This window comes from Streptomyces sp. NPDC046308, assembly GCF_055588065.1.
In genome coordinates this window covers 1,165,735-1,192,199 of the sequence record NZ_JBVJFB010000001.1, presented here as the reverse complement: position 1 = coordinate 1,192,199, position 26,465 = coordinate 1,165,735, and the positions used below count along the sequence as shown (strand labels likewise).

At 72.7% G+C, this 26,465-nt stretch carries 24 protein-coding genes, 1 tRNA gene and 4 pseudogenes; 17 read left to right on the top strand and 12 right to left on the bottom strand.

The genetic code is table 11. The features are described from left to right. Positions 1 to 171: 171 nt before the first annotated feature. The gene (locus ACZ6JT_RS05245; RefSeq protein ID WP_469207342.1) at positions 172 to 1,548 is read left to right on the top strand and encodes a hypothetical protein; all 1,377 of its coding nucleotides are present in this window, start codon (positions 172 to 174) and stop codon (positions 1,546 to 1,548) included. Between the two features lie 169 nt (positions 1,549 to 1,717). On the opposite strand, the gene ACZ6JT_RS05240 is transcribed toward ACZ6JT_RS05245, so the two are convergent. Further along, positions 1,718 to 2,914, bottom strand: a complete 1,197-nt coding sequence (locus ACZ6JT_RS05240) for a family 2 encapsulin nanocompartment cargo protein terpene cyclase (protein ID WP_469207340.1) — start codon at positions 2,912 to 2,914, stop codon at positions 1,718 to 1,720. A gap of 272 nt (positions 2,915 to 3,186) precedes the next feature. Between ACZ6JT_RS05240 and ACZ6JT_RS05235 the strand changes: the two genes are divergently transcribed. The 3 genes from ACZ6JT_RS05235 (at position 3,187) to ACZ6JT_RS05225 (ending at position 7,987) form a co-directional block, all read left to right on the top strand. After that, positions 3,187 to 4,605, top strand: a complete 1,419-nt coding sequence (locus ACZ6JT_RS05235) for a family 2B encapsulin nanocompartment shell protein (protein WP_469207338.1) — start codon at positions 3,187 to 3,189, stop codon at positions 4,603 to 4,605. Positions 4,606 to 4,783: 178 nt separating this feature from the next. Continuing rightward, entirely contained in the window at positions 4,784 to 6,571 is a 1,788-nt protein-coding gene (locus ACZ6JT_RS05230) for a glycoside hydrolase family 71 protein (RefSeq protein WP_469207336.1), read from the top strand. 231 nt (positions 6,572 to 6,802) lie between these two features. Beyond that, positions 6,803 to 7,987, top strand: a complete 1,185-nt coding sequence (locus ACZ6JT_RS05225; protein WP_469207334.1) for an aminotransferase class V-fold PLP-dependent enzyme — start codon at positions 6,803 to 6,805, stop codon at positions 7,985 to 7,987. Here ACZ6JT_RS05225 and cobF read toward each other — a convergent pair. Beyond that, positions 7,974 to 8,726, bottom strand: coding sequence for a precorrin-6A synthase (deacetylating) (gene cobF / locus ACZ6JT_RS05220; protein WP_469207332.1), 753 nt, complete (start codon positions 8,724 to 8,726; stop codon positions 7,974 to 7,976). The two genes, ACZ6JT_RS05225 and cobF, sit on opposite strands and share 14 nt — an antisense overlap. A gap of 18 nt (positions 8,727 to 8,744) precedes the next feature. Here cobF and ACZ6JT_RS05215 point away from each other — a divergent pair, with 18 nt between their 5' ends. Genes ACZ6JT_RS05215 through ACZ6JT_RS05200 form a run of 4 tightly spaced genes read left to right on the top strand, consistent with a single transcriptional unit; the run spans position 8,745 to position 12,037 of the window. Continuing rightward, a complete protein-coding gene (locus ACZ6JT_RS05215) occupies positions 8,745 to 9,500 on the top strand; it encodes a (Fe-S)-binding protein (RefSeq protein WP_469207330.1) in 756 nt (251 codons plus the stop codon). Between the two features lie 17 nt (positions 9,501 to 9,517). Next, positions 9,518 to 10,990: a lactate utilization protein B gene (locus ACZ6JT_RS05210; RefSeq protein ID WP_469208205.1), complete on the top strand. Its 1,473-nt coding sequence runs from the start codon at positions 9,518 to 9,520 to the stop codon at positions 10,988 to 10,990. Beyond that, positions 10,987 to 11,637 carry a LutC/YkgG family protein gene (locus ACZ6JT_RS05205; RefSeq protein ID WP_469207328.1) on the top strand — a complete coding sequence of 217 codons (651 nt, stop codon included), beginning with the start codon at positions 10,987 to 10,989 and terminating at the stop codon, positions 11,635 to 11,637. Before ACZ6JT_RS05210 ends, ACZ6JT_RS05205 begins: the two co-directional genes overlap by 4 nt. A 4-nt stretch (positions 11,638 to 11,641) precedes the next feature. Next, on the top strand, positions 11,642 to 12,037 hold the full coding sequence (locus tag ACZ6JT_RS05200) for a VOC family protein (protein ID WP_351287312.1): 396 nt from the start codon (positions 11,642 to 11,644) through the stop codon (positions 12,035 to 12,037). A gap of 265 nt (positions 12,038 to 12,302) precedes the next feature. Here the strand turns inward: ACZ6JT_RS05200 and ACZ6JT_RS05195 are convergent, their stop codons facing one another. After that, positions 12,303 to 12,788, bottom strand: a complete 486-nt coding sequence (locus ACZ6JT_RS05195; protein ID WP_469207326.1) for a DUF309 domain-containing protein — start codon at positions 12,786 to 12,788, stop codon at positions 12,303 to 12,305. 107 nt (positions 12,789 to 12,895) lie between these two features. On the opposite strand from ACZ6JT_RS05195, the gene ACZ6JT_RS05190 reads away from it, so the two are divergent. Together ACZ6JT_RS05190 and ACZ6JT_RS05185 are read left to right on the top strand one after the other, a co-directional pair. Continuing rightward, positions 12,896 to 12,969: transfer RNA gene (locus ACZ6JT_RS05190), tRNA-Pro, on the top strand. A gap of 312 nt (positions 12,970 to 13,281) precedes the next feature. Continuing rightward, positions 13,282 to 13,830: a GNAT family N-acetyltransferase gene (locus ACZ6JT_RS05185; protein WP_469207324.1), complete on the top strand. Its 549-nt coding sequence runs from the start codon at positions 13,282 to 13,284 to the stop codon at positions 13,828 to 13,830. Positions 13,831 to 13,883: 53 nt separating this feature from the next. On the opposite strand, the gene ACZ6JT_RS05180 is transcribed toward ACZ6JT_RS05185, so the two are convergent. Next, positions 13,884 to 14,974, bottom strand: a protein-coding gene (locus tag ACZ6JT_RS05180) for an IS630 family transposase (RefSeq protein WP_469207321.1) whose coding sequence is annotated in 2 segments (ribosomal slippage) — positions 13,884 to 14,528 and positions 14,531 to 14,974 — 1,089 coding nt in all. Because the reading frame shifts where the segments join, the coding sequence is not laid out codon by codon here. A gap of 260 nt (positions 14,975 to 15,234) precedes the next feature. Here ACZ6JT_RS05180 and ACZ6JT_RS05175 point away from each other — a divergent pair. Further along, positions 15,235 to 15,768 (top strand): SMI1/KNR4 family protein, encoded by a 534-nt coding sequence (locus ACZ6JT_RS05175; protein WP_469207319.1) that lies wholly within the window; start codon positions 15,235 to 15,237, stop codon positions 15,766 to 15,768. 282 nt (positions 15,769 to 16,050) lie between these two features. Here the strand turns inward: ACZ6JT_RS05175 and ACZ6JT_RS05170 are convergent, their stop codons facing one another. Next, positions 16,051 to 16,473, bottom strand: coding sequence for an arsenate reductase ArsC (locus ACZ6JT_RS05170; RefSeq protein ID WP_469207317.1), 423 nt, complete (start codon positions 16,471 to 16,473; stop codon positions 16,051 to 16,053). A 106-nt stretch (positions 16,474 to 16,579) separates the two neighbouring features. Between ACZ6JT_RS05170 and ACZ6JT_RS05165 the strand changes: the two genes are divergently transcribed. The 4 genes and pseudogenes from ACZ6JT_RS05165 to ACZ6JT_RS05150 form a co-directional block, all read left to right on the top strand. Next, positions 16,580 to 16,894 (top strand): ArsR/SmtB family transcription factor, encoded by a 315-nt coding sequence (locus ACZ6JT_RS05165; protein ID WP_469207315.1) that lies wholly within the window; start codon positions 16,580 to 16,582, stop codon positions 16,892 to 16,894. Positions 16,895 to 16,934: 40 nt separating this feature from the next. Further along, a complete protein-coding gene (locus ACZ6JT_RS05160) occupies positions 16,935 to 17,711 on the top strand; it encodes an aquaporin (protein WP_469207313.1) in 777 nt (258 codons plus the stop codon). Positions 17,712 to 17,725: 14 nt separating this feature from the next. After that, positions 17,726 to 17,824, top strand: a pseudogene (locus ACZ6JT_RS05155) (NAD(P)-binding protein); the annotation flags it as partial. A 25-nt stretch (positions 17,825 to 17,849) separates the two neighbouring features. Beyond that, positions 17,850 to 18,071: pseudogene (locus ACZ6JT_RS05150) on the top strand (pyridine nucleotide-disulfide oxidoreductase); the annotation flags it as partial. A gap of 107 nt (positions 18,072 to 18,178) precedes the next feature. On the opposite strand, the gene ACZ6JT_RS05145 reads toward ACZ6JT_RS05150, so the two are convergent. The 3 genes and pseudogenes from ACZ6JT_RS05145 to ACZ6JT_RS05135 form a co-directional block, all read right to left on the bottom strand. Next, a complete protein-coding gene (locus tag ACZ6JT_RS05145) occupies positions 18,179 to 18,994 on the bottom strand; it encodes a sulfite exporter TauE/SafE family protein (protein ID WP_469207311.1) in 816 nt (271 codons plus the stop codon). A gap of 138 nt (positions 18,995 to 19,132) precedes the next feature. Beyond that, positions 19,133 to 19,628 (bottom strand): annotated as a pseudogene (locus ACZ6JT_RS05140) (GNAT family N-acetyltransferase). After that, the gene (locus tag ACZ6JT_RS05135) at positions 19,625 to 19,993 is read right to left on the bottom strand and encodes an ArsR/SmtB family transcription factor (protein WP_469207309.1); all 369 of its coding nucleotides are present in this window, start codon (positions 19,991 to 19,993) and stop codon (positions 19,625 to 19,627) included. Before ACZ6JT_RS05135 ends, ACZ6JT_RS05140 begins: the two are co-directional and overlap by 4 nt. 146 nt (positions 19,994 to 20,139) lie before the next feature. On the opposite strand from ACZ6JT_RS05135, the gene ACZ6JT_RS05130 reads away from it, so the two are divergent. Both ACZ6JT_RS05130 and ACZ6JT_RS05125 read left to right on the top strand, forming a co-directional pair. After that, the gene (locus tag ACZ6JT_RS05130) at positions 20,140 to 21,507 is read left to right on the top strand and encodes an NAD(P)-binding domain-containing protein (RefSeq protein ID WP_469207307.1); all 1,368 of its coding nucleotides are present in this window, start codon (positions 20,140 to 20,142) and stop codon (positions 21,505 to 21,507) included. 3 nt (positions 21,508 to 21,510) lie between these two features. Continuing rightward, entirely contained in the window at positions 21,511 to 22,758 is a 1,248-nt protein-coding gene (locus ACZ6JT_RS05125; RefSeq protein WP_469207305.1) for an MFS transporter, read from the top strand. Between the two features lie 73 nt (positions 22,759 to 22,831). Here the strand turns inward: ACZ6JT_RS05125 and ACZ6JT_RS05120 are convergent. The 4 genes and pseudogenes from ACZ6JT_RS05120 to ACZ6JT_RS05105 all read right to left on the bottom strand — a co-directional run bounded on the left by ACZ6JT_RS05120 (position 22,832) and on the right by ACZ6JT_RS05105 (position 26,422). Further along, positions 22,832 to 23,399, bottom strand: a pseudogene (locus ACZ6JT_RS05120) (SDR family NAD(P)-dependent oxidoreductase). Between the two features lie 186 nt (positions 23,400 to 23,585). Then, complete coding sequence (locus ACZ6JT_RS05115; RefSeq protein WP_469207303.1) at positions 23,586 to 24,236, bottom strand: restriction endonuclease; 651 nt, start codon at positions 24,234 to 24,236, stop codon at positions 23,586 to 23,588. A 307-nt stretch (positions 24,237 to 24,543) separates the two neighbouring features. After that, positions 24,544 to 25,911 carry a carotenoid oxygenase family protein gene (locus ACZ6JT_RS05110; protein ID WP_469207301.1) on the bottom strand — a complete coding sequence of 456 codons (1,368 nt, stop codon included), beginning with the start codon at positions 25,909 to 25,911 and terminating at the stop codon, positions 24,544 to 24,546. Positions 25,912 to 25,981: 70 nt separating this feature from the next. Further along, positions 25,982 to 26,422, bottom strand: coding sequence for an SRPBCC family protein (locus ACZ6JT_RS05105; RefSeq protein WP_469207299.1), 441 nt, complete (start codon positions 26,420 to 26,422; stop codon positions 25,982 to 25,984). Positions 26,423 to 26,465 lie beyond the last annotated feature (43 nt).

The window sequence follows — 26,465 nt, the reverse complement described above, 5'->3', positions numbered from 1 at the left end:
ATCTGCCGTGCTCCCGTACGCCAGGGCCACGCGGTGTGACCGTGAGCCACCCGGCGCACACGTCTAGTTAGGGGCAGGACGGCTTCACCCGGTACATCCGTCCCGGCCCCGCCGTGTTGAATGTCCGACCGCGTTGAATGGATGGACACGTGTACGAGCTGGGCGGTTCTGATGGCCAAGCGTGAACCCAACGGACGACTGCGCACCCTTCTCACCGACGCGCGCTGGAGCGGGCAGGACTTCGCACGCGCCGTCAACGGCGTCGCCGCCGAGGCCGGCCTCACCCTGCGTTACGACCGCACCTCCATATCCCACTGGCTGGCCGGCACCCGGCCTCCCGCGCACGTCGTCGCCCTCGCCGCCGAGGCCCTCAGCCGGCGCACCGGACGGCGCGTCAGCCCGGCCGACACCGGACTCGCGCGGCCGGCCGGCGCCGCGCGGGCGCGCGAGCACACCCGCCCCGGCCCGCACGGCCCGGACGCCCTCGCACCCGACCTCTCGGCCGTGGTCGCCGGGGTCCGCGAGGGCGCCGCGGGCACCGGCGGCGCCGGCATCGAGGCGGCGGCCCTGCTGGGCGAGATCCCGGTCTACTCCTCCGCCTGGCGGCCCCCCGGCTGGCCGCCGCCGGACACGCCCGGGGCGCCCGCCCGGCCGGCCGGGCGGATCGAACAGCACCACGTGGACGCCGCCGAGGCCGTGCTGCCGGTCTTCCGCAACGCCGACATGATGTTCGGCAGCGGCCTGGCCCGGCCGGCCCTGACCCGCTACCTCGCCACCACCGTGGCGCCCTGGCTGCGCGCCGACGCCGCGCCAGCGGTACGCCACCGGCTGCTGGGCTGCGCCGCACGGCTCGCGTACACCGCCGGCTTCCTGTGCTTCGACGGCAACCAGCACGGCGTGGCCCAGGCGTACTACCGGGCGGGGCTGCGGCTCGGCCAGGAGGCGGGGGACCCGCGGTGCTGGGCGCCCGTCCTGCGGGCCATGAGCGTCCAGGCCCACCACCTGGGCCACCGCAAACAGGCATGGGAGCTGGCGGAGGCGGCCGCCCGCGAGGCCGGACGGCTGCCCACCCTCCAGGCCGCCTTCGTCACCGGGCAGTTGGCGGTCGCCGAGGCCGGCTGCGGCGACCGGCGGGCGGCGGTGGCCCGACTGGGCGAGGCGGAACGGCTGCTGGAACGCTCGGCCGGACAGCGGGCCGCCATCGGCGACTACCACCACGCGGCGCTCGCCCACCAACAGGCCGAGGCGCTGGCGGCCCTCGGCGACGCGCGCGGTGCCATCACCGCCCTCGGCACCTCCCTGCGGCACCGGCCGCCCGGCGAGCGCCGCGCCCGGGCCGTCACCCTGGCGCGGCTCGCCGAACTCCACCTGCACCAGGGCCACCTGGAACGGGCCTGCGCCACCTGGCACGAGATGCTGGACGCGGTGCCCCAGCTGGACTCGGCGCGCGTGGACGACGCCGTGGGGCGGCTGCGCGGCCGCCTCCAGACCGTCGGCGGCAACCGCACCGCGCGGGCGCTGCTGGCCCGGGCCCGCGGGCTCGGCTGACGCCCCTCCCACGTCCTGCTGCGGCCCGGATCAGCAGGGTCGGCCGCACCGAGCGAAGGGGAGCCGGCGCGCCCGCATCGAGGGGCTGGAGGAGGAGCCCGGTGACGAGGTGCGCGTCGTCGTGGGCCGTACGGTCTTATGGGCCGGTGCACCGGGACCGGGGCGGCCGCTACGGCCTGTCGACGTCCGCGGGGGCGTGGTATCGGGGGCTCGTGGCGTGCCACTCCTTCGCCCCGCCCATCCAGTTCCGGATCCCCTCCAGGAAACGGCCGAGCGCGGGCGAGCCGAGGGCGGCCAGCGCGGCCGACTCCGCCTCGACGGTGTGCATCACCTCGTCGTGGATCGCGGCCGTCCGGTTCACCGCCTCCTGGAGCGAGCAGTGCTCCTCGGCCGCGATCAGCCGGGGCAGATTCGTGTCGCCCGGATCCTCCCGGGCCATCGAGTAGAGGTCGTTGAGCAGGCAGGTGGCGACCCCCGCGTACATGTACGTGCGCCGCACCCGCGCGTCCGCGAACTCGTGCGCGGGGACCTCGTAGCCGCCGACCGCATCGGTGAGGTCCATGCAGGGGAAGAAGCCGTTCTCGTACCGGTGCAGCAGGTACTCCCACACCGGCGGCCGGCGCGCCGACGTCCGCCACTCGGCCTCGTGGTTGTACCCGACGAACATCACCGCCAACTGGTAGCGCAGCCGGGTCACCTGGGTGGGGGAGGCGAACTCGCCGAGGTGGTCCAGGGCGGAGCGGAAGGCGCGCAGCACGGGTTCGGCGGTGACCCGGTCCTCGAACTGCCGCTCGTGGCGCGGCGGCAGCCGCACCGGGTCGACCACGGCGTGCGCGAGGGCCGTGCGCAGGCCGATCAGCCGCGGGTCGGCGTCCTCCCCGTCATCGGCCCAGTGGTCGTCGACGGCCCACTCGGAGAGCCCGCACCGGGCGGCCGCGAGCAGCCGGTCGGCGTCGTCGCAGTCCGGGTGCGCGAGCATCATCAGCCGGCCGAAGTGGCACGAGCGCAGCACGTCGAGGCGCCCGGCGTAGATCCCGATGTCGTCGGCCCACCGGACGAGTTCCTCGTTCACGGCGTCCGCCAGCGCCGGGTCGTCCCGCACGGCGTCGGGGCAGTACAGCGGGGGGATGACGATCCCCGAGCCGGTCCGGGTCCCCTCGGTGCCGGTCCCGCTGGTACGCGTACCCGTACGCGCGCTCATGCCGCCGGGGCCGGGGCCGGGGCCGGGATCTGCGCGCGGGGGAGCGGCCCCCAGTCCGCTCCGGCCGCCGAGCAGCCGGCTCAGGACCTCCGCCGGATCGGCGGGCGCGGCGCCGGGTCGGCCCGGGGCGTGAGCGGGGGCGCGGTCCATGGCTCCTCCTGTCATGGCTCCTCCTGCGGGTCGGCACACCCACCCATGGAGCCGGGGCGGCCCCCGGCGCGGTAGGTCCGGTGCCCGTACGCCCGTTGAAGATCCGGCGGCGTTGAAAGCCTGCACGGATGTACGCACACCCGAGAGTTCGCACAGACGTGCAGGCCTTCAACCCGGGGGGATTTTCAACAGCCCCCGGCCCGGTGCCGCTACCGCGCCCGGCGCCCCGCGCCCCACGGTGAGCGTGCAGCACGCTCCGCGTGGACCGACGCAGGGAGGAACCCCGCATGACCGCAGAGGCGCAGCCACTCCCGGACCCCGCAGACGAACGGCAGCTGAGCCTGAGCACCGCCGCGGCCCGCAATCTCGCGACCACCACCAAGTCCGTCCCCCAGATGCAGGGCATCAGCTCGCGCTGGCTGCTGCGCATGCTGCCCTGGGTGGACCTGGGCGCCGGCACCTACCGCGTCAACCGCCGGCTGACCCACGCCGTCGGGCGCGGCCGGGTCTCCTTCGTCCAGGCCGGCGCGGACGACGTACGCATCCTCGCCCCGACCCTCACCGAGCTGCCCGTCCTCAAGGGCTACGCCGACTCCGGCGTACTGGACGAGCTGGCCCGGCGCTTCGTCACACGCGACCTGCGCGCCGGAGACGTCCTCGTCGACGCGGGCGCCCCCGTCGCCGAGGTGTTCATCATCGCCCACGGCCGCGTCGAGAAGCGGGCGTCGGGCAAGTACGGCGGCAGCGAACTCCTCGGCGTCGTCGCCGACGGGGACCAGCTCGGCGACGACGCCCTCGGCCAGGCCGATCCGCGCTGGGCGTACTCCGTCCGGGCCGCCACCGCGGGCACCGTCATGGTGCTGCGGTGGAGCGCCTTCCAGGAGGTGCTGGGCCGCGCGGACAGCCTGCGGACCCACCTGGAGCAGTACGTCGAGAACGGCAGGCGGCCCGTCAACCGGCGCGGCGAGGCCGACATCGAGCTCGCCTCCGGCCACGCGGGCGAGGCGCTGCTGCCCACCACCTTCGCCGACTACGAGCTGCAGCCGCGCGAGTACGAGCTGAGCCTCGCCCAGACCGTGCTGCGGATCCACACCCGGGTCGCCGACCTCTACAACGACCCGATGAACCAGTTGGAGCAGCAACTGCGCCTCACCGTGCAGGCGATGCGCGAACGCGAGGAGTCCGAACTGCTCAACAACCGGGAGTTCGGCCTCCTCCACAACGCCGACTACGGACAGCGCATCAGCACCTGGTCCGGCCCGCCCACCCCCGACGACATGGACGACCTGCTCAGCATGCGCCGGGGGACCGCCTTCTTCCTCGCGCATCCCAAGGCCGTCGCCGCCTTCCTGCGGGAGTGCAACAAGCGCGGCCTCGCCCTCGACACCGTCGAGGTCCACGGCAAACAGGTGCCCGCCTGGCGCGGGGTCCCGCTGCTGCCGTGCGGGAAGATCCCGGTGGTGGGCGGCCACACCAGCTCGATCCTGGCCCTGCGCACCGGGGAGGACAACGGCGGCGTCATCGGCCTGCGTCCGGCCGCGATCCCCGAGCAGATCGAACCGGGCCTCAACGTCCGCTGCATGGGCATCGACCAGAAGTCGGTCATGTCCTACCTGGTCAGCTCCTACCACTCGGTGGCGATCCTGGTACCGGACGCCATCGGGATCCTGGAGAACGCCGACATCGCCGCGCCCCGCTCCGACTGACCCGACCGCCCGCTCCGACGGGCGGCGTCGGCCCTCCTCGGCGCGGCGGCGTAGCTCCGGTGGGCCGGGTGACGTAGGTGCCCGGGCCCGGGCACCCGGGAACGGTTGTCCGCACGCCGGCCATGGGCTCTACTGCTGTGCAGCCCCCACTCGGGGCGTATGCGCGGGAGGGACCAGCATGACAGCGGACCGGCGAACGGAGCACGGGACGGGGCACGGGAGGGGCCGCGGGAGGCGGCGCCCGACCCGCGCGTCCGGCGCGGCCGGCGGCGGGCCCGGCGCGCCCCGGCCCGCGTCGCACCGCCGTCGGCCGGCCTTCCGCGGCCGAAGACCGCTGCTCTCCCTGCTGCTGTCCGCCTTCTTCCTGGTCGGCGTCTGCGCGGCCACCGGCATCGCCTGGGACCCCCTCGACGGGACGTCCGTACAGGGCGGCCCGGTCCCGCCCGCCGACCTCCCCCGGGCCACCGATCCCGCCACCGGCGCCACGGCCGGCGCCACCGGCCCGGCCACCGCGCCGCCGGCCGACATCCCGGCCCCCACCAGGGGCGCGGCCGCCAAGGGCAACCCCAACGGCGCCGTGGACACCGGCGCCGAACGCCCCTCCGGCGCCCTGCCCTTCGACATGCCGCCGCCCGCCGCCCTGCGCTCCGGCGCAGCGGGCGGGAAGCTGGTGTTCGCCCACTACTTCACCCCGTACCCGCTCTCCCTCGACAACGCGAGCGCGGACACCGACTACTACACCCGCAACTACCTCGACCCCGACGGCGAGAGCGGGAAGCACGGCAAGTACGGCGGCCTGCTGCGCGACCGGCCCCTGCCCGTGGCACCCAAGAGCGGCGACTGGGAGTACGCCAACCTCCAGCAGGAGGTGCGCACGGCCCGCGCGGCGGGCATCGACGGCTTCACCCTCGACCTGCTCTCCCTCTCCGGCAAGAACTGGGACCGCTCCAACCTGCTGATGGCCGCGGCCCGTTCCGTGGACCCGGCATTCAAGATCATGCTGATGCCGGACATGACCTCGCTGAAGACCGACGACCCCCGCGAGCTCGCGAAGGCGATCGCCACGCTCGCCGACGCCCCCGCCGCGCACCGGCTCCCCGACGGCCGGCTCGTCGTCTCCCCCTTCAAGGCGGAGGCGAAGGACGTGGCCTGGTGGACCGAGGTGATCGGTGCCCTCAGGTCCGAGCACGGCATCCGTACCGCCTTCGTCCCGCTCTTCCTCGACTTCGGCGCCCACAGCGGCGAGTTCGCCCCGATCAGCCACGGGTTCTCCGAGTGGGGCAGCCGCAGCTACGTCGGCCAGGAGAGCTCCACGCGCGACGTGCAGCGGGCCCACGGCATGGGCAAGATCTGGATGCAGCCCGTGTCGGTCCAGGACGCCCGCCCCAACCAGGGGATCTACGACGAGGCCGGCAACACCGCGACCCTCCGCTCCACCTGGACGCACGCCATCGAGGACGGCGCGGACTGGGTGCAGCTCACCACCTGGAACGACTACTCCGAGGGCAGCCAGTTCGCGCCCTCCCTGCACAACGGGTACGCCTACCTGGACCTGAGCTCGTACTACCTGACCCGGTTCAAGACGGGCAGCTGGCCGAGAATCGTCCGGGACACCCTGTACCTCACCGCGCGCACCCAGTTCGCGAACGCCGACCCGACGGGCGACCAGTCGCTGGTGATGTCCCTGCGCAAGGGAAGCGCCCCGCCCCGGGACACGGTGGAGGTGCTCAGCTTCCTCTCCGGCCCCGCCGTGGTCCGTACGACCGTCGGGCCGGTGAAGGGCAGCCACGAGGCCCCCGCGGGGATCCACTCCCGGCTGCTGCCGCTGAGGGCGGGCACCAGCTCGGCGCAGACCGTCCGCGAGGGCGAGGCCACGGCGAAGGTCGACCTGCCGTACCGGGTCGACCCCACGGTGGAGGTCCAGGACCTCCAGTACTACGCGGCGACGAGCGGCCGCGAGCCGTGACATCCAGCCGCGCCGACGTTCGAGGCGTGGGGGTTCCTCCCCCGGACGGAGTCCGGCGGAGGGTGCGGGACGGAGTCCGGGGGAGGGTCCGGGACGGAGTCCGGGGGAGGGTCCGGGGCGGAGCCCCGCAGGCCCGCCCGGCAGCTCGGCCCGCCGGTGGCGGTCTACCGGCCACGGCGGCCGCCGGGAGATGATCCGGGCGACAACCGCGCCGCTACCCCCGGAGGTCGCATGCCCGAGCCGACCCGCTCAGCCCCTTCCCCCGCCGAGCCGCCCGCAGGGTTCCCCGGCGGGCCCGCCCTGTTCCGCCTCGACCCCCGCGTCGCCCACCTGAACCACGGCTCCTTCGGAGCCGTCCCCGTCCCCGTCCAGGAGACCCAGGCCGCGCTCCGCGCCGAGGCCCACGCCGATCCCGACGCCTTCTTCCTCTCCGTCCCGGACCGCCTCGCCGCGGCCCGCGCCCGGATCGCCGCGCACCTGGCCGCCGACCCCGACGGGCTCGCGTTCGTCTCGAACGCCACCGAAGGCGCCAACCTCGCCCTGGACGCCGTCCCGCTCGCCGACGGCGACGAGATCCTGGTGACCGACCACGGCTACGGCACCGTCGTCGCGGCCGCCGCCCGCCGCGCCCCGGTCACCACCGTGGCCCTCGATCCCCACCTGCCCGACGAGGACGCCGTACGCGAGACCGTGCTGGCCGCGCTGACGCCCCGTACGCGCGTGGCCGTACTCGACCACGTCAGCTCACCCACCGCCCGGATCATCGCCTCCCCCCGGCTCCTCGCCGACCTGCGGGAGCGCGGGGTCACCACCGTCGTCGACGGCGCGCACGCCCCCGGCATGCTCGCCGACCCCCTCGCCGGCGGCGCCGACTTCTGGTTCGGCAACCTCCACAAATGGGGGTACGCCCCCTCCGGCAGCGCGGTCCTCGCCGTCGCCCCGCAGCACCGCGGCCGCGTCCGCGCGCTCGTACCGTCCTGGGAGGACCACCACGGCTTCCCGCGCTCCGTCGAGAACCGCGCCACCGCCGACTACACCGGCTGGCTCGCCGCCGCCGAGGGACTGGACCTGATCGAACGCCTCGACGCGGCCAAGGTCCGGGCCCACAACAGCGCCCTCGCCGCCCACGGCGCGGCGCTGCTCGCCGACGTCCCCGGGCTCACGCCGCTCCCGCACACCGACGGCCTCGCGATGCGGGCCCTGCTGCTGCCGCCCGGCGTCGCCGAGACCCCGGACGGCGCGCGCGCCCTGCGCGAGGAGCTCGCGGCGCGGCTGCGCGTGCGGGTCCTGATCTGGCCCCGCCCGGGCGGCGGCGGCATCCGCGTCTGCGGGCAGATCTACAACCGGCCCGGGGAGTACGCCCGCCTCGCCGCCGCCCTGCCCGAGTACCTCGGGCGGGCCGTCAGCCGCGCCTGAGCAGGTACGTGTCCATGATCCAGCCCTTGCGGGCGCGGGCCTCGGTGCGCAGCTCCTCGATCCGCCCCGCGACCTCCGCCAGCTTCCCCGAGACCAGGATCTCGTCGGGGGTGCCCACGTAGGCCCCCCAGTAGATGTAGAGGTCCTGGTCCAGGTGGGCGGTGAAGGCGTGCCGCGCGTCCAGCATCACGACCACGTCGTCCACGTCGTCCGGCCAGCCCTCGGCGAGCCGGCGCCCGGTGGTGATCTGGACCGGGCGTCCGACCCGGTTCAGATTGGTCCGGTGCCGCGCCAGCAGCGCGGAGACGCTGCTGATGCCCGGCACGACCTCGTGCTCGAAGGCCACCCGGCCGGCCTCCAGCACCTCGTCGAGGATCGCGAGCGTGGAGTCGTACAGGGAGGGGTCGCCCCACACCAGGAACGCCCCGGTCTCGCCGTCCGCGAGGTCCTCCGCGATGAACCGCTCGAAGATCTCGGCCCGCGCGCTGCGCCAGCCGTCCACCGTGGGCGTGTAGTCGGCGGGGGTCCGGTCCCGGTCCGGGTCGCGGCCCTCCACCAGCCGGTGGCCCGGCCGGGCGTGCGCGTCGAGCATCGCGCGCCGCAGCCCGGTCAGGTCAGCCTTCTCCTCGCCCTTCTCCAGGATGAGGAATGCGTCCGCCGCGCCGATCGCCCTGACCGCCTGGAGGGTCAGATGGTCCGGGTCGCCCGCGCCTATGCCGATCACTGAGAACTTCTTCACCCGGCTATTCTGCCCGTCATGCGCGTCGCCCTGTTCGTCACCTGCGTCAACGACGCGCTGTACCCGCGCACCGGCGTCGCCGTCGTACGTCTGCTGGAGCGGCTCGGCGTCGACGTGGACTTCCCGGCGGCCCAGAGCTGCTGCGGGCAGCCGCAGTACAACACCGGCTACCGGCACGAGACCGAACCGCTCGTCCGGCGTACCGCGGAGGCCTTCGCCGGCTACCCGTACGTGGTCACGCCCTCCGGCTCCTGCGCCGCGATGATCCGCGAGCACTACCCGCGCATCGGCCGGAAGGCGGCGGCGGAGGGGCGCGGCACCGCGCTGGCGGAGGCGGCGCGGTCCCTGGCACCACGGGTCCACGAGCTGACCGAGTTCCTGGTCGACGTGCTCGGGGTGACCGACGTGGGCGCGTACTTCCCGCACCGCGTCACCTATCACCCCTCCTGTCACGGTCTGCGGGGTCTCGCCCTGGGGGACCGGCCGCGCCGGCTGCTGGCCGCCGTCAAGGGACTGGAACTGGTCGAGCTGCCGGGCGCCGAGGAATGCTGCGGATTCGGCGGCACCTTCGCCGTCAAGAACCCGGACGTGTCCACCGCGATGGGCACCGACAAGATCACGGCCGCCGCGGCCACCGGCGCACAGGTGCTGTGCGGGGCCGACAACTCCTGCCTCGCCCACCTCGACGGACTGCTGCGCCGCGCGGACGCCCCGCTGCGGGCCGTGCACCTCGCGGAGATCCTGGCCGCGACCGAGGAGGAGCCGCTGTCGTGACCGGAGTCCACCTGGGCATGCCCGCCTTCCCCGCCTTCCCCGGGGCGGCCCGCGAGGCCGTACGGGACGAGGTGCTGCGCGCCAACCTCCGGCACGCCACGCACACCATCCGCGACAAGCGGGCCCGGGCCGTCGCCGAACTGGCCGACTGGGACCGGCTGCGCGCCGCGGGCAAGGCCGTCAAGGACCACACGCTGCGCCATCTCGACCGCTACCTGCTGCAGTTGGAGGCGGCGGTGACGGCCGCCGGCGGTACCGTCCACTGGGCGGCGGACGCGGACGAGGCCAACCGGATCGTCACGGACCTCGTGCGCGCCACGGGGGAGCGGGAGGTCGTCAAGGTCAAGTCGATGGCCACCCAGGAGATCGGGCTCAACGAGGCCCTGGAGGCCGCCGGGATCGCCGCGTACGAGACCGACCTCGCCGAGCTCATCGTGCAGCTCGGCCACGACCGCCCCTCCCACATCCTGGTCCCGGCCATCCACCGCAACCGGGCCGAGATCCGCGACATCTTCCGTACCGAGATGGGGAACTGGGGACGCCCCGCACCCGAACCGCTCGGCGACGACCCGCGGGAACTCGCCGAGGCGGCCCGGCTGCACCTGCGCGAGAAGTTCCTGCGCGCCAAGGTCGCCGTCTCCGGCGCCAACTTCATGGTCGCCGAGACCGGCACGCTGGTCGTCTTCGAGTCCGAGGGCAACGGCCGGATGTGCCTGACCCTGCCCGAGACCCTGATCTCGGTCGTGGGCATCGAAAAGGTCGTCCCGACCTTCCGGGACCTGGAGATCTTCCTGCAGACACTGCCGCGCTCCTCGACGGCCGAGCGCATGAACCCGTACACGACGATGTGGACCGGGCTGGGACCTTCGCGGGGGGCCGACGGCGACGGCCCCTCCGCCTTCCACCTCGTCCTCCTCGACAACGGCCGCACCGACACCCTCGCCGACGAGACCGGCCGGCAGGCCCTGCGCTGCATCCGCTGCTCCGCCTGCCTCAACGTCTGCCCGGTCTACGAACGCGCGGGTGGTCACGCCTACGGATCCGTCTACCCGGGCCCCATCGGCGCCATCCTCAGCCCCCAACTCCGCGGCACGGGAAGCGAGATCGACGCCTCGCTGCCCTACGCCTCCACCCTGTGCGGAGCCTGCTACGAGGTCTGCCCCGTCGCCATCGACATCCCCGAAGTCCTCGTCCACCTGCGCGAACGGGTGGCCCAGGGCGGCCCGGTGACCCGGGACGGCGTCCGCGTACGGATCCGCCCGGCCCACGGCCACACCGCCGAACGGGCCGCCATGCGCGCCGCCCGGCTGCTCCTGGACCACCCGGGCGCGCTGCGGGTGGGGGAGCGGCTGCTGGCCCGCGCCCGCCGGCTGGCGCCCCGCCGGCTCCCCGGCCCGGGGCGCGCCTGGACCGACAGCCGCGAGCTGCCCTCCGTACCCGCCGAATCCTTCCGCGACTGGTGGGCCCGGGAACGGGGGAACCCGCAGTGAGCAGCAGGGACCGCATCCTGGCCCGCATCCGCCGGGCACTGCCCGAGCCGGAGCGGCCTACCGGCGCGGGGCCCGCCGGGGACATCCCGCGCGACTACCTCCGCGTACACGGCGACCGGACCCCGGCCGAGAGCGCCGACCTGCTGGCCGCGAACCTGTCCGAGTACCGGGCGAAGGTCCACCGCACCGACGGGGCCGGCCTCCCGGCGCTCCTCGCCCGGCTGCTCGCCGCGCGCGGAGCCCGGACCGTCCTCGTCCCGCCCGCCCTGCCCGCGCACTGGCTCGCGGCCGCCGACGCGGCCCTCGTCCGGGACCGCGCCGAGTCCACCCCGTACGAACTGGACGCCGTCGACAGCGTGGTGACCGGCTGCGCCCTGGCCGTCGCCGAGACCGGCACGATCGTCCTGGACGGCGGCCCGGACCAGGGCAGGCGCCGCATCACCCTGATCCCCGACCACCACATCTGCGTGGTCCGCGTCCCCGAGCAGCTGGTCGACTCCGTTCCGCAGGCGCTCGCCCGCCTCGACCCCACCCGGCCGCTGACCTGGATCTCGGGCCCCTCGGCGACCAGCGACATCGAACTGGACCGGGTGGAGGGCGTCCACGGCCCCCGCACCCTGGAGGTCGTCCTCGTCGGCGCACAATAGGGCCATGCCCTCCCACATCGCCCTCACCGCCCTGGTCGTCAACGACTACGACGAGGCCATCGACTTCTACACCCGCGCCCTCGGCTTCGACCTGGCCGAGGACACCGCGCGCCCGGACGGCTCCCGCTGGGTCGTGGTCCGCCCGCCCGGCGCCACCGAAACCGCCCTGCTGCTGGCCCGCGCCAAGGACGAGGCCCAGCGCTCCCGCGTCGGCGACCAGACCGGCGGCCGCGTCGGCTTCTTCCTCTACACCGACGACTTCGCCCGCGACCACGCCCGGATGACCGCCGAGGGCGTCCGCTTCCTGGAGGAGCCGCGCCACGAGGCGTACGGCTCCGTCGCCGTCTTCGAGGACCTGTACGGCAACCGCTGGGACCTGCTCCAGCCCGCAGCCGGCTAGCCGCGACACGCCGGGCCTCGCTTCGGCCGGCCGCCGGCGGCCAGCCGTGGCGCGCTGGCACCTGCTCCAGCCGACCGTCGGCCCGCTGCGGCGCGCTGGGACCTGCTCCACCCGGCCGCCGGCCAGTCGTGGCGTGCCGGGCCTCGCTTCGGCCGGCCGCCGGCCGGGCGCGGCGCGTTGGACTTACTTCAGCCGGCCGCCGGCTCGCTGCGGCGCGCTGGGACCTGCTTCAGCCGGCCGCCGGCCGGGCGCGGCGCGTTGGGGCCTACTTCGGCCCGCCGCCCGTCAGCCGCGGCGCCTCCCGTACGGGATCGACGGCCGGCCCGCCGGCCTCCACCCGCCCGGCCAGCTCCCGCGCCCACCGCACCAGCCCCGGCACGTCGATCCCGTACGGCCTGCCGTCCAGCCCCTCGATCCCGGTGGCGCCGCGCCGCAGCAGCCGCGCCCCGCCGACCGCGTTCCCGCGCGCGGCGTGCGTCAGCCCGACCGCCAGCTGCGCCAGCCCCCGCCAGAGCGGGGCCTCACCCTCGGGCCCCGACTTCCAGGCGTCCTCGAACACCTCGTGCGCGTGGAACGGCATCCCCGCGTCCAGCAGCCGCTGCGCCTCCCGCACGGTCTCCCCGGGCGAGCGCACCACCCCCTCGGGCTGCCGCTCCACCCCGGCCTCGCCGTACGGCAACGGCCGCCCCAGCCCGTCCCGGGGACGCGCACTGCGCGCCCGCCCTTCGACATCCCGATCCCGTGCGTTCACCTCCCCATCCTCCCCTCCGGGGGTCACCCGTGCATGCACACCCCTCAGCGTGGGGTAATGTTCTGCATGTGCCACCGGGCAGGGGAAACCCCAGGTCGCAGGCACATCGGGACGTGGCGCAGCTTGGTAGCGCACTTGACTGGGGGTCAAGGGGTCGCAGGTTCAAATCCTGTCGTCCCGACTCGAGAGAGTCGCAGATCAGGGGCCGTTTTGGAGCAATCCAAAACGGCCCCTTGATCGTTTTTGGGGACCGGTTGGGGACGAGGGCGGTCAGTGCGGGTCAGATTGCGGTGACGGCCGTGGCTGGCGGCACCAGCTGCGGTGAACTGGCCGGCGTCGTGGTGCAGGTAGCGCTGAGTGGTGGTCAGCGAGCCGTGCCCGGCGATCCTTGGATGCTTTCGCCGATCGCATCGCGGAGGCGGCTACTGAGGTTGGAGGCGTGATGTCGGGGCCTGATGCTCCCGCCACGGGGGGAGTAGGTAGGTTGCCTGTCATGGCTGAGCTTGGACCCGTTGTCTGGCCGCCCGCCCCGTTGCGGACCGAGCGGCTCGTGCTCCGCGAGCCCGAGGCCCGGGACCGGGCGGCGTTCATCGACCTGTTCGCCTCGTCAGAGGTGCGGACGTACCTCGGTGGTCCCCGACCACGTGCTGAGCTTGAGAGTGCAGTGCCTGAGGTGCCCGGGCGACGTCCTGGCGTGTTCGTGGTTGATCACGACGGGGCGATGATCGGCATTGTCACGCTCGACCGACGGGACGCGGAGCGTCCGGGGCACGTCCGTCTTGATGCCGGGGAGGCCGAGCTCAGCTACATGCTCCTGCCGGAGGCGTGGGGGCGTGGGTACGCTCTTGAGGCATGCGCCGCGGCGCTCGGCTGGTTCGCCGACGCGTTTCCCGGCGAGGCGGTGGTGCTCTGCACCCAGGTGGCCAACGACCGCTCGGTACGTGTCGCGGAGAATCTGGGGTTCACCGAGATGGAGCGGTTCGAGGAGTTCGGTGCCGAGCAGTGGTTCGGCGTGTGGTCCTCGGTCCCGCGGTCTGGTTGAGCGCGTACTCGACCACCGATCGGGGTTCCACCTCCGGTTCCTTGAGCGCAGCTTCACAGGAGCGCATGCTGCGGCGGCTCACAGCATGGTCCGTCGGAGCGGGACCTGAGGATGAGGCCGGTAGCGATGAGGCATCCGTCGATGATGTCGCTGTGGTGTTGGATCTGGCGGAGGCCGCGTCGGAGCCGACGCATGAGGTGGTCGGAGTCGGTGAAGGCCATGTTGGCCTGGGTCGTCCGGCGAAGGATTGACCAGATGCCTTTCACGGGGTTGAGGTCGGGCGCGTAAGACGGCAGGTGGTAGGCGGTGAGCCAGCCCTGCGCGTCGATGAAGGCCTTCATTCGGCGGTCTTTGTGGACGTTCAAGTTGTCCCAGACCAGGACGATGGGCGCGCCGAGTTGCCGGTGGGCAGCGATGAGGAGGTCGCGGTACTCGGTCCAGGCGAAGCTCTTGCGGCCCCCGGCCTTGTGATCCGTGTGTCGGGAGCGTTCGCCGGGTTTGTAGCAGCACAGGGCAGCGATGGAGAAACGGCGCTGGGATCGGCCGCGGACCCGGATGACCGGTGTGCTGCCGCGCCGGCTCCAGGTGCGGGAGGTCGGCGGCGTCATCGAGAAACCGGCTTCGTCTTCAAAGACGATCCAGGCCCCGAGCGCCGCCGCGGTGGTTCCACGCGCGGCCATACATCCTTCATCCAGCCGGCCACCGCCGCCTCGTCACGCTCGACCGCCCGACGGGCCGGAACCTGATGACTCCAGCCATGACGCCGCAGCATCTGCGAGATCCCCGACAGCGTCATCGACTTGTGGAACCGCCGGCCGATCAGCGTCTTGATCCTGGCCAGCGTCCATCGCTGGTCCGGCCAGCCATGCGCGACGGGGCCCTTGGCCAGCTCCTCCTCGAGCACGGCGAACAGTGCGACACTCAGTTTCGGCTTGGACGCCGGGCCGCGGGATCTAACCCCGTTCCGACCGGCCGCCTTCCACGCCTGCCGCCATCGCTGGACCGACCGGACGCTGACCCGTAACTCCTTCGCGATGTCCGTACTGCCCCGCCCGGCGGCAAACATCGCCGCTGCTTCCATCCGGATCCGCTCAAGGAACGCTTGCCTCTCCGCGGTCAGACCCCCGCCCTGCAGATACCTCATACACCCGGCATACCGCGACGATCACCAACCGTCAGCCCGTCCGACAACCCACCTTCAAGGTCAGTAACAGCAGCTCAGGCGAGCGTGCACACGCGCTCACCCGAAGGCCGCAGTCGAGTCCGGGGAGACCATCCCTTGCAGGTCACCCCTGGATGCAACGAGACCGGAACAATCCCCACGGGAGGGCGGCGCATCGAGGGCATACAGCCCCGACGCTCCTGCCGTCCTGGCCCCTTGCCCTGAGAAACAGGTCCCCCACCATGAACAACGCCCTGACGCGTCTTCTCGAAATCGCTCCGGCTCCAAGCGAGCCTCGCCAGAAGGATTGGGGTGAGGTCGAGCGCAGCCTCGGGGATGAACTTCCCGCCGACTACAAGGAGCTCATCCACGTCTATGGAGGAAGCAACTGGGACGACTATCTGTACGTCCTGGAGCCCGGCTGCCCCAATGCGAACTACGACCTCATCGAATGGGCAAGAAACCAGGCCGAAGACCTGGAAGACTTGTGGAAATTCGAGAAGAAGCCGGCGGAACTGGAGGTCGAGGGGTCCCGCGTGATCCCATGGGCGACCACGGACAACGGAGAATGCCTCTACTGGCTTGTTCGGCCGGGCGTTGAGCCGGACCAATGGACCGTCATGGTGAACGAGACGCGCGGCGACCGGTGGGAGCATTTCTCCGTATCCTGCACGAAGTTCCTGGCGTCCGCCCTGGACGGAGGGTTGCAGTCGAATATCCTCTCGTCCCTGTTCCCTCGTGCTCCGCACGAATTCCGTCAGCTCGGTGCGGTATGACGACGCCAGGCTGTCAGGGATCTCGCAGATGCTGCGAGCACCTGGTCGCGTGCCCGGTCGACGGCTCGGTGGTCGTCATCGGTGACCACACCCAGCCGGCTCTCCGCCCTGAACCTCACGGTCGCCGACATGCTCACAGCCCTCCGAGCCCTGGCCGGCGACGGCGCGGCAGATCCGGTGACCATCGCAGCCGACCCGGCCGCCGAAGCGATCGTGGGGCCAGGGTCCGCTACGTTCGACAACCGGAGGGCCGCCGCGCTCAGTCGTGCGGGCCCCCGGGGGTCAGTTCGCCCTCTGTTGTGCGTCGATCTCAGAGATCAGGCCCTGGACCAAACCCTTGATTTCGTCCCGGATGGGTCGGACGGCTTCGACGCCTTGGCCGGCCGGGTCCTCGAGCTGCCAGTCGAGGTAGGTCTTGCCGGGGAAGTACGGGCAGGCGTCGCCGCAGCCCATCGTGATGATGTAGTCGGACGCCTGGGCGGCCTCGGGGGTGAGCACCTTGGGGGTCTGGTCGGAGATGTCGATGCCGAGCTCGGCCATCGCGGCCACTGCGGAGGGGTTGATCTGGTCGCCGGGCACGGAGCCGGCGGAGCGGACCTCAACGCGGTCCCCGGCGAGGTGCCGCAGGAACCCGGCGGCCATCTGGGAGCGGCCGGCGTTGTGGATGCAGACGAACAGGACGGACGCGAGCGGGTTCGCGGGCATCGGCTTTTCCTAGGGGTGGCGGGCACGACTGCGGTACCGCCGTCCTCGGGCGGCACAGTTCAGCCAGGGCTGGTATCAGCCTTTAGTGATGTGACACTATCAGCGGATGATGACGTCAGTCGACACTGATCTGATCCGGGTTCTGGCCGACCCGCTCAGGCTCCGGATCGTGACCCTGCTCGCCCGTGAAACCCTGTGCACCACTCACCTGGTGGAGGAGACGGGCGCGAAGCAGACGAACCTCTCCAACCACATGAAGGTGCTGCGGGAGGCCGGGGTCGTGGATACGGAGCCGTGCGGGAGGTACATCTACTACCGCCTGCGCCCGGAGGTCATCGAAGTCCTCGCCGCTCAGTTCGCCGACCTCGCCCGGACCGCGCGGGCCACCGCAGAAGCGAACCTCAAGCGGTCCTGCCCCTAGCCTTCCGCGCTTTGCCTCACCTGCCCGAGGAGAATCCGCCTTGACCGCCACCCAGCCCGTCGGCAGCCCCCTGTCTGCCGACGTGCCGCAGCCCGCCCCCGGCGCGACCCCGCCCCGCACCCCGCTGTTCGCCCGCGCCGCCGCCGAGCTGGTCGGCACCGCGGCCCTGGTGGCGGTCGTCGTCGGCTCGGGTATCCAGGCCACGAAGCTCACCCAGGACGTGGCCCTGCAGCTGCTGGCCAACTCCACCGCCACGGTCTTCGGGCTCGGCGTCCTCATCGCACTCCTCGGCCCCGTCTCCGGCGCCCACTTCAACCCCGCGGTCACGCTGGCCGAGTGGTGGACCGCCCGCCGTGGCGGCGCCGGTGTCAACGCCCGCGAGCTGGCCGTCTACGTTCCCTCGCAGATCGTCGGCGCGATCGTGGGCGCGATCCTGGCGGACGCCATGTTCGGCGAGCCCCTGGTGAAGTGGTCCACCCACGACCGCTCCGCCGGGAACCTCCTCCTGGGCGAGGTCGTGGCGACCGCGGGCCTGATCCTGCTGATCTTCGGCCTGGCCCGTACCGACCGCCTCCGCTTCGCCCCTGTCGCCGTGGCCTCCTACATCGGCGCCGCGTACTGGTTCACCTCCTCCACCTCCTTCGCCAACCCGGCCGTCACCATCGGCCGCGCCTTCACCGACACGTTCGCGGGCATCGCCCCGGCCTCCGTTCCCGGCTTCGTCGGCATGCAACTCCTCGGCGTGATCGTCGGTCTGGCCCTGGTGGCGGTCATCTTCATGCGTGGCAAGACCGACACGGAGCAGCCCGCGGCCTGACGCATTGCACGGATGTGGTGGTGATCGGCGGCGGCCAGACCGGGCTCGCCGCCGGCTACCACCTGCGGCGTCCGGGCATCGAGCACGTCATCCTCGACGCCCAGACGGCCCCCGGCGCTGCCTGGCCGTACACCTGCCGCCCGCGACGCCGGACTCCTCACCGCCGGGCCGATGTTCACCCGGTTCGCGACGGACGGGATCGAATGGGCCGACGGCACCCGGGCCGGAGCCGACGCGGTCATCTGGTGCACCGGCTTCCGCCCCGCCCCCGCACCCTTCGCCGCCCTGCGGCTGCGCGGCACCGGCGGCCGGATCGCCAGGGAAGGCACCCGTGCCGCCGATGAACCACGCCACCGGCTCTACCACCCTCATCGGCGTCCGTCGCCCAGCCTGAGATGCCGCCCGCCACATCCAGACCTGCTCCACGGGTCCTGTGAGCCAGGCGGCAGGTTCGCGGTGCGCGGACGTCAGTCGTGACGGGCGAGCTTGACCGCGGAGACCAGCAGGATCACGGCCAGCGCGGGGATGAGGACCACGTCCGGGAACACACCCAGCAGCAGGCCGCCCAGTACGGCGCCGGCGACCGAGCCTGCCGCCATGACCGCGGTGAAGCGCAGGTTCGCGCCGAGGACGGCGAAGCTGCCCTCACGGCTGTAGCGGGCGAAGGCCACCAGCATGGTCGGCAGGGAGACCAGCAGTGACAGGCTCCCGGCGGTCTTGATGTCCTCTCCGAAGAGCAGCACGATCGTCGGGATCAGCAGCTCGCCGCCGGCCACGCCCATGATCGCGGCGACCACGCCGATGCCGAACCCGGCCACGACGCCGGCAGGGATCTGCGCCGCGGTCGGCAGATCGAGGGTGCCCAGGGTGGTCGTGTGAGTGAGGACCAGGGCGGCGGCCATGAGCACCATCAGCGCCCCGAGGACTTTGTACAGGGTGGCTGAGCGCATCCGCACCGCCCAGGCGGCTCCGGCCCAGGCGCCGAGCAGGCTGCCGGCCAGCAGGTTGACCGCGACCGGCCAGCGGGCGGCCACCTCGGCCGCCGGGACCGCGGCGAGGCGGGCAGGTAGCGCGACCAGGACGACGACCAGGCTCATCGCCTTGTTCAGGATGACCGCCGACAGGGCGGCGAAGCCGAACAGGCCGATCAGCAGCGGCAGGCGGAACTCCGCACCGCCCAGCCCGATCATCCCGCCCAGCACCCCGATCCCGGCTCCCGCGCCGAACACCACGGGCACCGATCGTGTCGAACGGAGGGGGACGAGCTTCTGGTCAGTGCTCACGACAGGCATCCTCGCCGGTCAGGGACGCAGCCGCTACATCCCGACCCGAACTTCGGGGGATGCCACCGCGGGCCCGCTCGGGGCTTGTCAGGACCTCCGGGTCCTGGGTCCGCCTCTCCAGGCCCGCCGTCAGGGGGCCTACGACACCACGGTGCTGCGGCGCTCCAGCAGGACGACGTCCCGCCACGCGCCGTGGTGCCGGCCGATCCGCTCCCGGGTGCCGATGATCCGGAAACCGGCCCGCTCGTGGAGGGCGAGGCTGGCGGTGTTCTCGGGGAAGATCCCGGACTGGATCGTCCAGATCGGCCGCCTCGGTGGAGGTGATCAGGGCGTCCAGGAGGGCGCGGGCGACACCCTGGCCGCGGGCGTCGGGGTGGACGTATACGGAGTGCTCGACCACGCCCGCGTACGCGCACCGGTCGGAGACCGGGCTCGCCGCGACCCACCCAAGTACGACGCCGGCGTCATCGAGGGCGACGAAGCGGTGGTCGGGCAGCTTGGCCTTGTCGAACGCGGCCCACTCGGGCGCCCGCGTCTCGAAGGTGGCGTCGCCCTCGTCGATCCCCGCCTGGTAGATCCCGAGCACCTGTTCGGCGTACTCGGGCAGGAGCGCCTCGATCCGCACGCTGATCACGGCGCCTTCGCCGCGCCGGCCAGCAGCGCACCCATCGCGGCGAGGACGGACGGCTCGACCCGGTAGTACACCCACGTGCCGCGCCGCTCCGAGGACAGCAGCCCGGCCTCCTTCAACTTCTTCAGGTGGTGAGAGACGGTGGGCTGGGAAACGCCGACGTCGGAGATGTCGCACACGCACGCCTCGCCGCCCTCGTGTGAGGCGACGGCGGAGAACAGCCGCAGCCTGACCGGGTCGCCGAGGGCCTTGAACATCTTCGCCGCGACCTCGGCCTCGTCTGCGGACATGGGGCGCTCGGTCAGCGGGGGGCAGCACGGGACGACGGCCTCGGGCGCCAGGAGCGGCAGAACCTTCGCATTCGACATGCGTCTATGTTGACACACATCGAACTAGGCGACCCTGCCCTTACCGTCGCTGCTTCGATAGATATCTATGTTGACGGATGTCGAAACAAGTGTCATTCTGGCAACGTAAGGCATCGACATGTATCGAAACAGCCAGGGAGTCGACCGTGAACGCGCCAGCCACCACCGATTTGCCCGTCGTCGTCATCGGGGCCGGCCCAGCCGGCCTGGCAGCCGCCGCCCACCTCATCGACCGCGGCCTGGAACCCCTCGTCCTGGAAGCCGGCACGGCCGCCGGAGCCGCGGTACGCCAGTGGGCGCACGTGCGGCTGTTCTCCCGCTGGGGCGAGGTCGTCGACCCCGCCGCCGAAAAGCTCCTGGCCCCGACCGGCTGGACCAAGCCCGCCGCGGACACCTACCCCTCCGGCGGCGACTGGGCCGACCTCTACCTCCAGCCCCTCGCCGACGTCCTCGGCGAGCAGGTCCGCTACGACGCGACCGTCACCGGCGTCTCACGCACCGGCCGCGACCGCGTCGTCGACGCCGACCGCGAGACCCAGCCCTTCGTCGTGCACTTCCAGAGCGCCGACGGCCGCGAGCAGCGGGTCCTGGCCCGCGCCGTCATCGACGCCTCCGGCACCTGGACCACCCCGAGCCCCGCCGGCGGCAGCGGCCTGGCCGCGCTCGGCGAGAAGGCCGCCACCGACCGGATCACCTACCGGGTCCCGGACCTCGACGACCCCGCCGTCCATGCCAGGTACGCGGGCAAGCGGATCGCGGTCATCGGCTCCGGCGCATCCGCCTTCACCGCCCTCGCCTACCTCGCCGACCTCGCCAAGTCCGTGGACGGCGAGGGCACGCACACCACGTGGATCCTGCGCCGCGGCATCTCCGGTTCCACCTTCGGCGGCGGCGAAGCCGATCAGCTGCCCGCCCGCGGAGCCCTCGGCCTCGCGGCCAAGGCCGCCGTCGACGACGGCTACGCCGACGCGGTCACCGGATTCCGCACCGACATCATCGAGAAGAACGACGCGGGCCGCATCGTGCTCGTCGGCGAGGACGGCCGCCGCCTGGACGCGGTCGACGAGGTCATCGTCCTGACCGGCCTCCGCCCCGACCTCACCTTCCTGAACGAGCTCCGTCTCGGCCTCGACGAACGCCTCCAGGCCCCCACCGAGCTCGCCCCGCTGATCGACCCCAACCAGCACTCCTGCGGCACCGTCTACCCCCACGGCGTGAACGAGCTTTCCCACCCGGAGAAGGACGTCTACCTCGTCGGCATGAAGTCCTACGGCCGCGCCCCCACCTTCCTCGCCATGACCGGCTACGAGCAGGTGCGTTCCATCGCCGCCGCCCTCGCCGGTGACCGGGAGGCCGCCGAGCGCGTCGAGCTCACCCTCCCCGAAACCGGCGTGTGCGGCGGGGCGGGCCTCTTCGACGAGCCGGCGGCTGCCGAGGAGAGCGGTGGTGGCTGCTGCGCTGCCCCGGCCACCCTCACCATCGGTGCTGCGACCGCCTCTTCCGGCGGCTGCTGAACCGTGCCCGACACTCAGGCCGACGTGGTGGCGACCGGAACAGGGGACCGGTCGCGGCCACGCGCCGTCCTGCCCGCCCTCTGCCTCAGCCAAATCACCAGCTGGGGCATCGTCTACTACGCCTTCCCCGTCCTCAACCCCACCATCACCGCCGACACCGGCTGGAGCCCGGGCACGACCACCGCAGCGTTCTCCGCCGCCCTCGTCGTCTCCGCCGTCGCGGGCATCTACGTCGGCCGCGTCCTGGACCACCGCGGACCCCGCCTGGTCATGACCGCAGGCTCCGTGCTGGGCGCCCTCAGCATGCTCGTGATCGCGGCAGCCCCCAACCTGCCCGTGTTCTCCACCGGATGGCTACTCGCCGGAGCGGCGATGGCCGCCACCTTCTACCAGCCCGCCTTCGCCGCCCTCACCCGCTGGTGGGCTCCCGACCACGTCCGCGCCCTCACCATCGTCACCCTCGCCGGCGGACTCGCCTCGACCGTCTTCGCACCCCTGACCGCGATCCTCGCCGACCACATGTCCTGGCGCGCCACCTACACGGTCCTCGCCGCCATCCTCGCGGCCCTTACCGTTCCGGCGCACGCTCTCGCCCTCAGGGCCCCCTGGCCGCCGGCCCCTCCAAGCCCGCCGCACGTCACCGCCGGCCACGAACGAGTCGTACGCAGCCGCGCGTTCCGGATGCTGGCCGTCACCTTCACCCTGTCCGCCTTCGCGATGTACGCCGTTGTCATCGGCCTCGTCCCTCTCCTCCTGGAACGCGGCTACACCACCACCCAAGCCGCCTGGGCCCTCGGCCTCGGCGGCGCCGGCCAAACCCTCGGCCGCACCCTCTACGCGACCCTCGCCCGCCACTTGGACGTCACCGCCCGTACCGTCACCCTGATCGCCCTCGGCGCCCTCACCACCGCAGCCCTCGCCACCGTCGCCGGACCGTACGCCCTCCTCGTCGCCGTCTCCGTCCTCGCCGGCGTGATCCGGGGCAACCTCACCCTCCTCCAGGCCACCGCCGTCACCGACCGCTGGGGCACCACGCACTACGGCCGACTCTCCGGACTCCTCGGCGCACCCGCCCATGCCGCGGCAGCCCTCGCCCCCTTCGCAGGTGCCGTCCTGGCCCATCCCGTGGGCGGCTACCCGGCGCTGTTCGCCTTGCTCGCGGCTCTGTCGATCGTTGCCGCGGCGACCGCCCTCGGCGCCCGCGGGAGCAGTCGCGAGCCCTTCGCCCGAGATCGAGTCAGAGCAATCTGAACCGGCCCCTTGATCCATCTCGGCACCCCCCGACGGCCGTTCAGGCCGCCGGGGGGATCCGCCCGCCGGTCATCTACACCACCCCGGTGACGAACGGCGCGTCCGATGCGGCAAGTTGGGTGACCGTCCAGGCCACCTCCTCGGGGCGGCCGATCCGGGCCAGTGGAGTGTGCGCCAGCTGCCACTCCCGCACCGCTGCCATCCGCTCCGGCGTCAGGCCCTGGTGCTCGCCGATGGGGGTGTCGATCGCGCCGGGCGCGACCGCCACCACCCGGATCCCGCGGGGCGCCAGCTCGACCGCCCAGCTGCGGGTCAGCGACTCCAGGGCGGACTTGGTGGCCGCGTAGACCGAGCTGCCGAGCCAGGCCCGCTGCCCCACTGACGTACTGACGTTGACGATCACCCCGCCCGCCTTCTCCAGGCGCGGCAGCGCGGCCTGGGCCAGCAGGAGGGGGGGCGACGAGGTTGGTGGCCAGCTGAACTGCGATCACGTCTGGCGTCAGCGTGCCGAGGGCGCCGCTGCGCACGATGCCCGCGTTGTTGACGAGCACGTCCAGCCGGCCGTGTGCCTCCAGCTCGGTCCGGACGATCCGCTCCGGCTCGCCCTCGGCGGCGAAGGCGAGGGCGGTGGCCCGGCCGATCCCGGTACCGGCCCCGGTGACGACGACGACCCTGTTGCTCTGCGGTGCTGTTCATGCCGGTCATCGTGCAACCCTGCCGCCGGCGACAGGGTCAAGCAGCACCTCCGGGGCCGGACGGGCCTCCTTCACCGGTGAACCGAGCCGGACATGCGTTTCGGGCCCCGGAGCGCGCGGTGCGCCGGGACGTCACCCCTCCGCGCGCACCGCGGCGGCGGCGTCCCAGGGAGGCGGCGCCAGGGACTCCGTCCACGCGGCCAGGCCGCCCCCGTCGACGCAGACGATGTCGCAGGCGGCCGCGTACTCCGTGGCCGGGGCGGTGAAGTCGCTCGTGGTCACGACGACGGCCACATCGGCCTCGTGGACGGCGAAACAGGTGCCGCCGAAGCGCTGGAGGTCCTGGGAACCGACCCGATGGCCCTCGCCGTACTGCTTGCACTGGATGACCACGCGCCGTCCGTCCGCCGTCGTGGCGATCACATCGGCTCCCAAGTCCCCTGCTCCGCCCACCACTTCCACCTGAGGGCAGCCGTCCCGAGCGCACAGCGCGGCGACCGTGTGCTCGAAGCCGTCGGCGTCCACCGCCGTGTGGTCCAAGGCGTCGGAGTCGACCTCGGGCAGGCGGGCGGTCTCCGACTCCGGCTGCGGCGGCCCCATCGGGCCGGGCGGACCCGGCCGCAGCCCAGTGGTGCGACGCAGGCCTGGAGTGATGCTCCACCGCGCGAGCGCCACTCCGGCGGCCAGGAGGAGCACGGTGGCGATCGGCAGCACGGGTGCGTCGCCGCCCGTCTCCAGGGCCGCCTTGACGAAGACGGCCGCCCCGCCGAGACATATCCCCACCAGACCCACCGCCAACACGACGTCCCGCCCCAACGACGGAACGCGGACACCCCCTTCACGCCGACGCCCTCCCGATGCCGTCATACGGGCCCCTCCCTCAATCGTCACGAGCTTCGTCCCCTCCTACGCGGTCCCTCTCGCCACCTGACCGACACGGCCGGAGCGGCGCCCGGGACGGCGGACCCGGTGCATCCCTCTTCGTCTGATCAAGATCGCCGGATCCAAACGCTCCGGGTAGCGGGCAGCCCCGGGGAGCGGCGCGCTCGCTCCCCGGGGTTGTGTGTTCTCGTGCCGGCGAGCGCCGTGCTCAGCTCACGTCGGCCTCCGGGCCGCTGTCGGGGATCCACGAGCCGTGGAGTCCCGCGCTCACCCGGTGGGGCAGGTGGACGGTGGCGATCCGGTCCAGCCCGGAGGCGTCCAGGACCAGCAGCTGGGAGGCGTCCTGCTTGAGGTCGGAGACGACGGTGAGCAGGTAGCCGTCGTCCTCGCACGTGGCACGGGCGGCGGGGACGAAGACGGCCTCGCCCGGCATGCGGGCGTCACCGACCCGGTGGATGCGGCGAGCACCGGTGGTGCGGTCGTACTTGACGACGCCATAGCCGCCGAAGCCGTTCTCGTCGGGGAAGGAGATGGCGTACCCGTAGCGGTTCTCCGTGCCCAGGTACTCCTCGTTGAGGGTTGGGAACTCGACCGCCAGGTCGTCGATGATCTGCTCACCCACGGTGCCGTCGGCCAGGTCGATCACCCAACGGCGCGTGTAGGAGCGGGAGACGGGCTCGCTGCCGCGTCCGGGCGCGCCGACCCACCAGTTCCAGGAGAGCCGGAAGCCCTCGCGGTCCACGGTGGGGCCTTCCAGGACGATGCGGCCCTGGGCGTCCTCGTAGGCGTTGGCGGCGTGCAGCATGTTGCCCGGCTCGATGGAGAACCAGCGCACGTGCCGGGCGCCTTCGCCGCCGCGGGGCATGACGCCGATGCGGGCGGGCTGCTGGTCGTTCCAGCTGTAGGGGATGCCGGAGTGTTCGGTGGGGTCGAAGGTGACGTTGCCCTCGATGAAGATCACGTGGTGGCGGGTGACGGCGAAGTCGTGCTTGAGGGCGGCGGTCGCTCCGGGCACCTCGGTGCTGTGGCTGATCTGTCCCTTGGTGTCGGCTACGTAGTAGGTGAGGAAGGGCGGGAACGGTGAGGAGCCGAAGAAGTGGAGCTCGCCGGTGACCGGGTCCTGCTTGGGGTGTGCGGTCATGGCGCCGGTCAGTTTGCCGTCGAAGTCGTAGGCGCCGACGGTGTCGAGGTCCCGGGTGAGTTCGAAGGGGAGGTTGGCCTCGCACAGGGCGAGCAGGCGTCCGGCGTGTTCGATGACGTGGGTGCCGGCGGTGCTGGCGGTCAGGTCGGGGCCGCGATCGGTCATGTACGGGGCGCCGTCGAGGGCGGGGGTGTGCACCCAGCGGTTGCGGTACCACTCGGCGTGGCCGTTGCGAAGCCGGATGCCGTGGACCATGCCGCTGCCCTTGAACCAGTGGGTGGGGGTGACGCCGGGCTTGGGGTTGTGGCTGTTGCGGATGAGCCGGCCGGTCAGCTCGGGGGGCAGGGTGCCTTCGACGGTGAGCCCGGTGGCGGTGATCTCGTCGACGACGGGGGTGTAGTGGCCGGTCAGGTAGGGCTTGGGGGTGGTGGTCATGGCGGGAACCTCGCTTTGCGTGGCGGTGAGGGGTAGGGGCGGGCTTCTGTGGTGGGGTGGGGCGGGGGTGTCAGTCGGTCTGCTCGGCGCGGGTCTTGAGGGCGGCGAGCCAGGCGGTCAGTGAGTCGTGCAGGGCCCGGCCGAGGTCGTCGGGCGCGGCGTCGACGGGGGCGCCGCTCCAGGACTCCTCGGTGTGGACGCTCACCTGGCTGCCGGTCTGTTCGAAGGTCCACACGTGGACGCCCTCGATGCCGTGGGCCGGGCCGGCCCAGACCAGCCGCTCGCCGGGGACGATCTCGCGGACGGTGGAGGTGATGTCCAGTCCGTGCGTCTTCCAGGTGAAGGAGTGGCCCGGCAGCAGCGGGCCGTCGAGTTCTGCCTGGTCGATGTGGGGGTTCCAGGTGGGCCAGGCGTCGATGTCGGTGTGCAGGGCCCAGACCCGCTCCAGCGGGGCGTCGATCACGGTGGACAGGCGGACGATGGCGGGAGCGGTCTCGTCGATGGTGAACACGGCTGTTCTTCCTCTCGGTCGGCGTGCTGTCGGTGGTGCGTAC

What these genes read in the sequence shown, in the direction of transcription:
- ACZ6JT_RS05245 (WP_469207342.1), top strand. Translation starts at nt 172, where the DNA reads ATGGCCAAGCGTGAACCCAACGGACGACTGCGCACCCTTCTCACCGAC.
- ACZ6JT_RS05240 (WP_469207340.1), bottom strand. Translation starts at nt 2,914, where the DNA reads ATGACAGGAGGAGCCATGGACCGCGCCCCCGCTCACGCCCCGGGCCGA.
- ACZ6JT_RS05235 (WP_469207338.1), top strand. Translation starts at nt 3,187, where the DNA reads ATGACCGCAGAGGCGCAGCCACTCCCGGACCCCGCAGACGAACGGCAG.
- ACZ6JT_RS05230 (WP_469207336.1), top strand. Translation starts at nt 4,784, where the DNA reads ATGACAGCGGACCGGCGAACGGAGCACGGGACGGGGCACGGGAGGGGC.
- ACZ6JT_RS05225 (WP_469207334.1), top strand. Translation starts at nt 6,803, where the DNA reads ATGCCCGAGCCGACCCGCTCAGCCCCTTCCCCCGCCGAGCCGCCCGCA.
- ACZ6JT_RS05215 (WP_469207330.1), top strand. Translation starts at nt 8,745, where the DNA reads ATGCGCGTCGCCCTGTTCGTCACCTGCGTCAACGACGCGCTGTACCCG.
- ACZ6JT_RS05210 (WP_469208205.1), top strand. Translation starts at nt 9,518, where the DNA reads ATGCCCGCCTTCCCCGCCTTCCCCGGGGCGGCCCGCGAGGCCGTACGG.
- ACZ6JT_RS05200 (WP_351287312.1), top strand. Translation starts at nt 11,642, where the DNA reads ATGCCCTCCCACATCGCCCTCACCGCCCTGGTCGTCAACGACTACGAC.
- ACZ6JT_RS05185 (WP_469207324.1), top strand. Translation starts at nt 13,282, where the DNA reads ATGGCTGAGCTTGGACCCGTTGTCTGGCCGCCCGCCCCGTTGCGGACC.
- ACZ6JT_RS05175 (WP_469207319.1), top strand. Translation starts at nt 15,235, where the DNA reads ATGAACAACGCCCTGACGCGTCTTCTCGAAATCGCTCCGGCTCCAAGC.
- ACZ6JT_RS05170 (WP_469207317.1), bottom strand. Translation starts at nt 16,473, where the DNA reads ATGCCCGCGAACCCGCTCGCGTCCGTCCTGTTCGTCTGCATCCACAAC.
- ACZ6JT_RS05165 (WP_469207315.1), top strand. Translation starts at nt 16,580, where the DNA reads ATGATGACGTCAGTCGACACTGATCTGATCCGGGTTCTGGCCGACCCG.
- ACZ6JT_RS05135 (WP_469207309.1), bottom strand. Translation starts at nt 19,993, where the DNA reads ATGTCGAATGCGAAGGTTCTGCCGCTCCTGGCGCCCGAGGCCGTCGTC.
- ACZ6JT_RS05110 (WP_469207301.1), bottom strand. Translation starts at nt 25,911, where the DNA reads ATGACCACCACCCCCAAGCCCTACCTGACCGGCCACTACACCCCCGTC.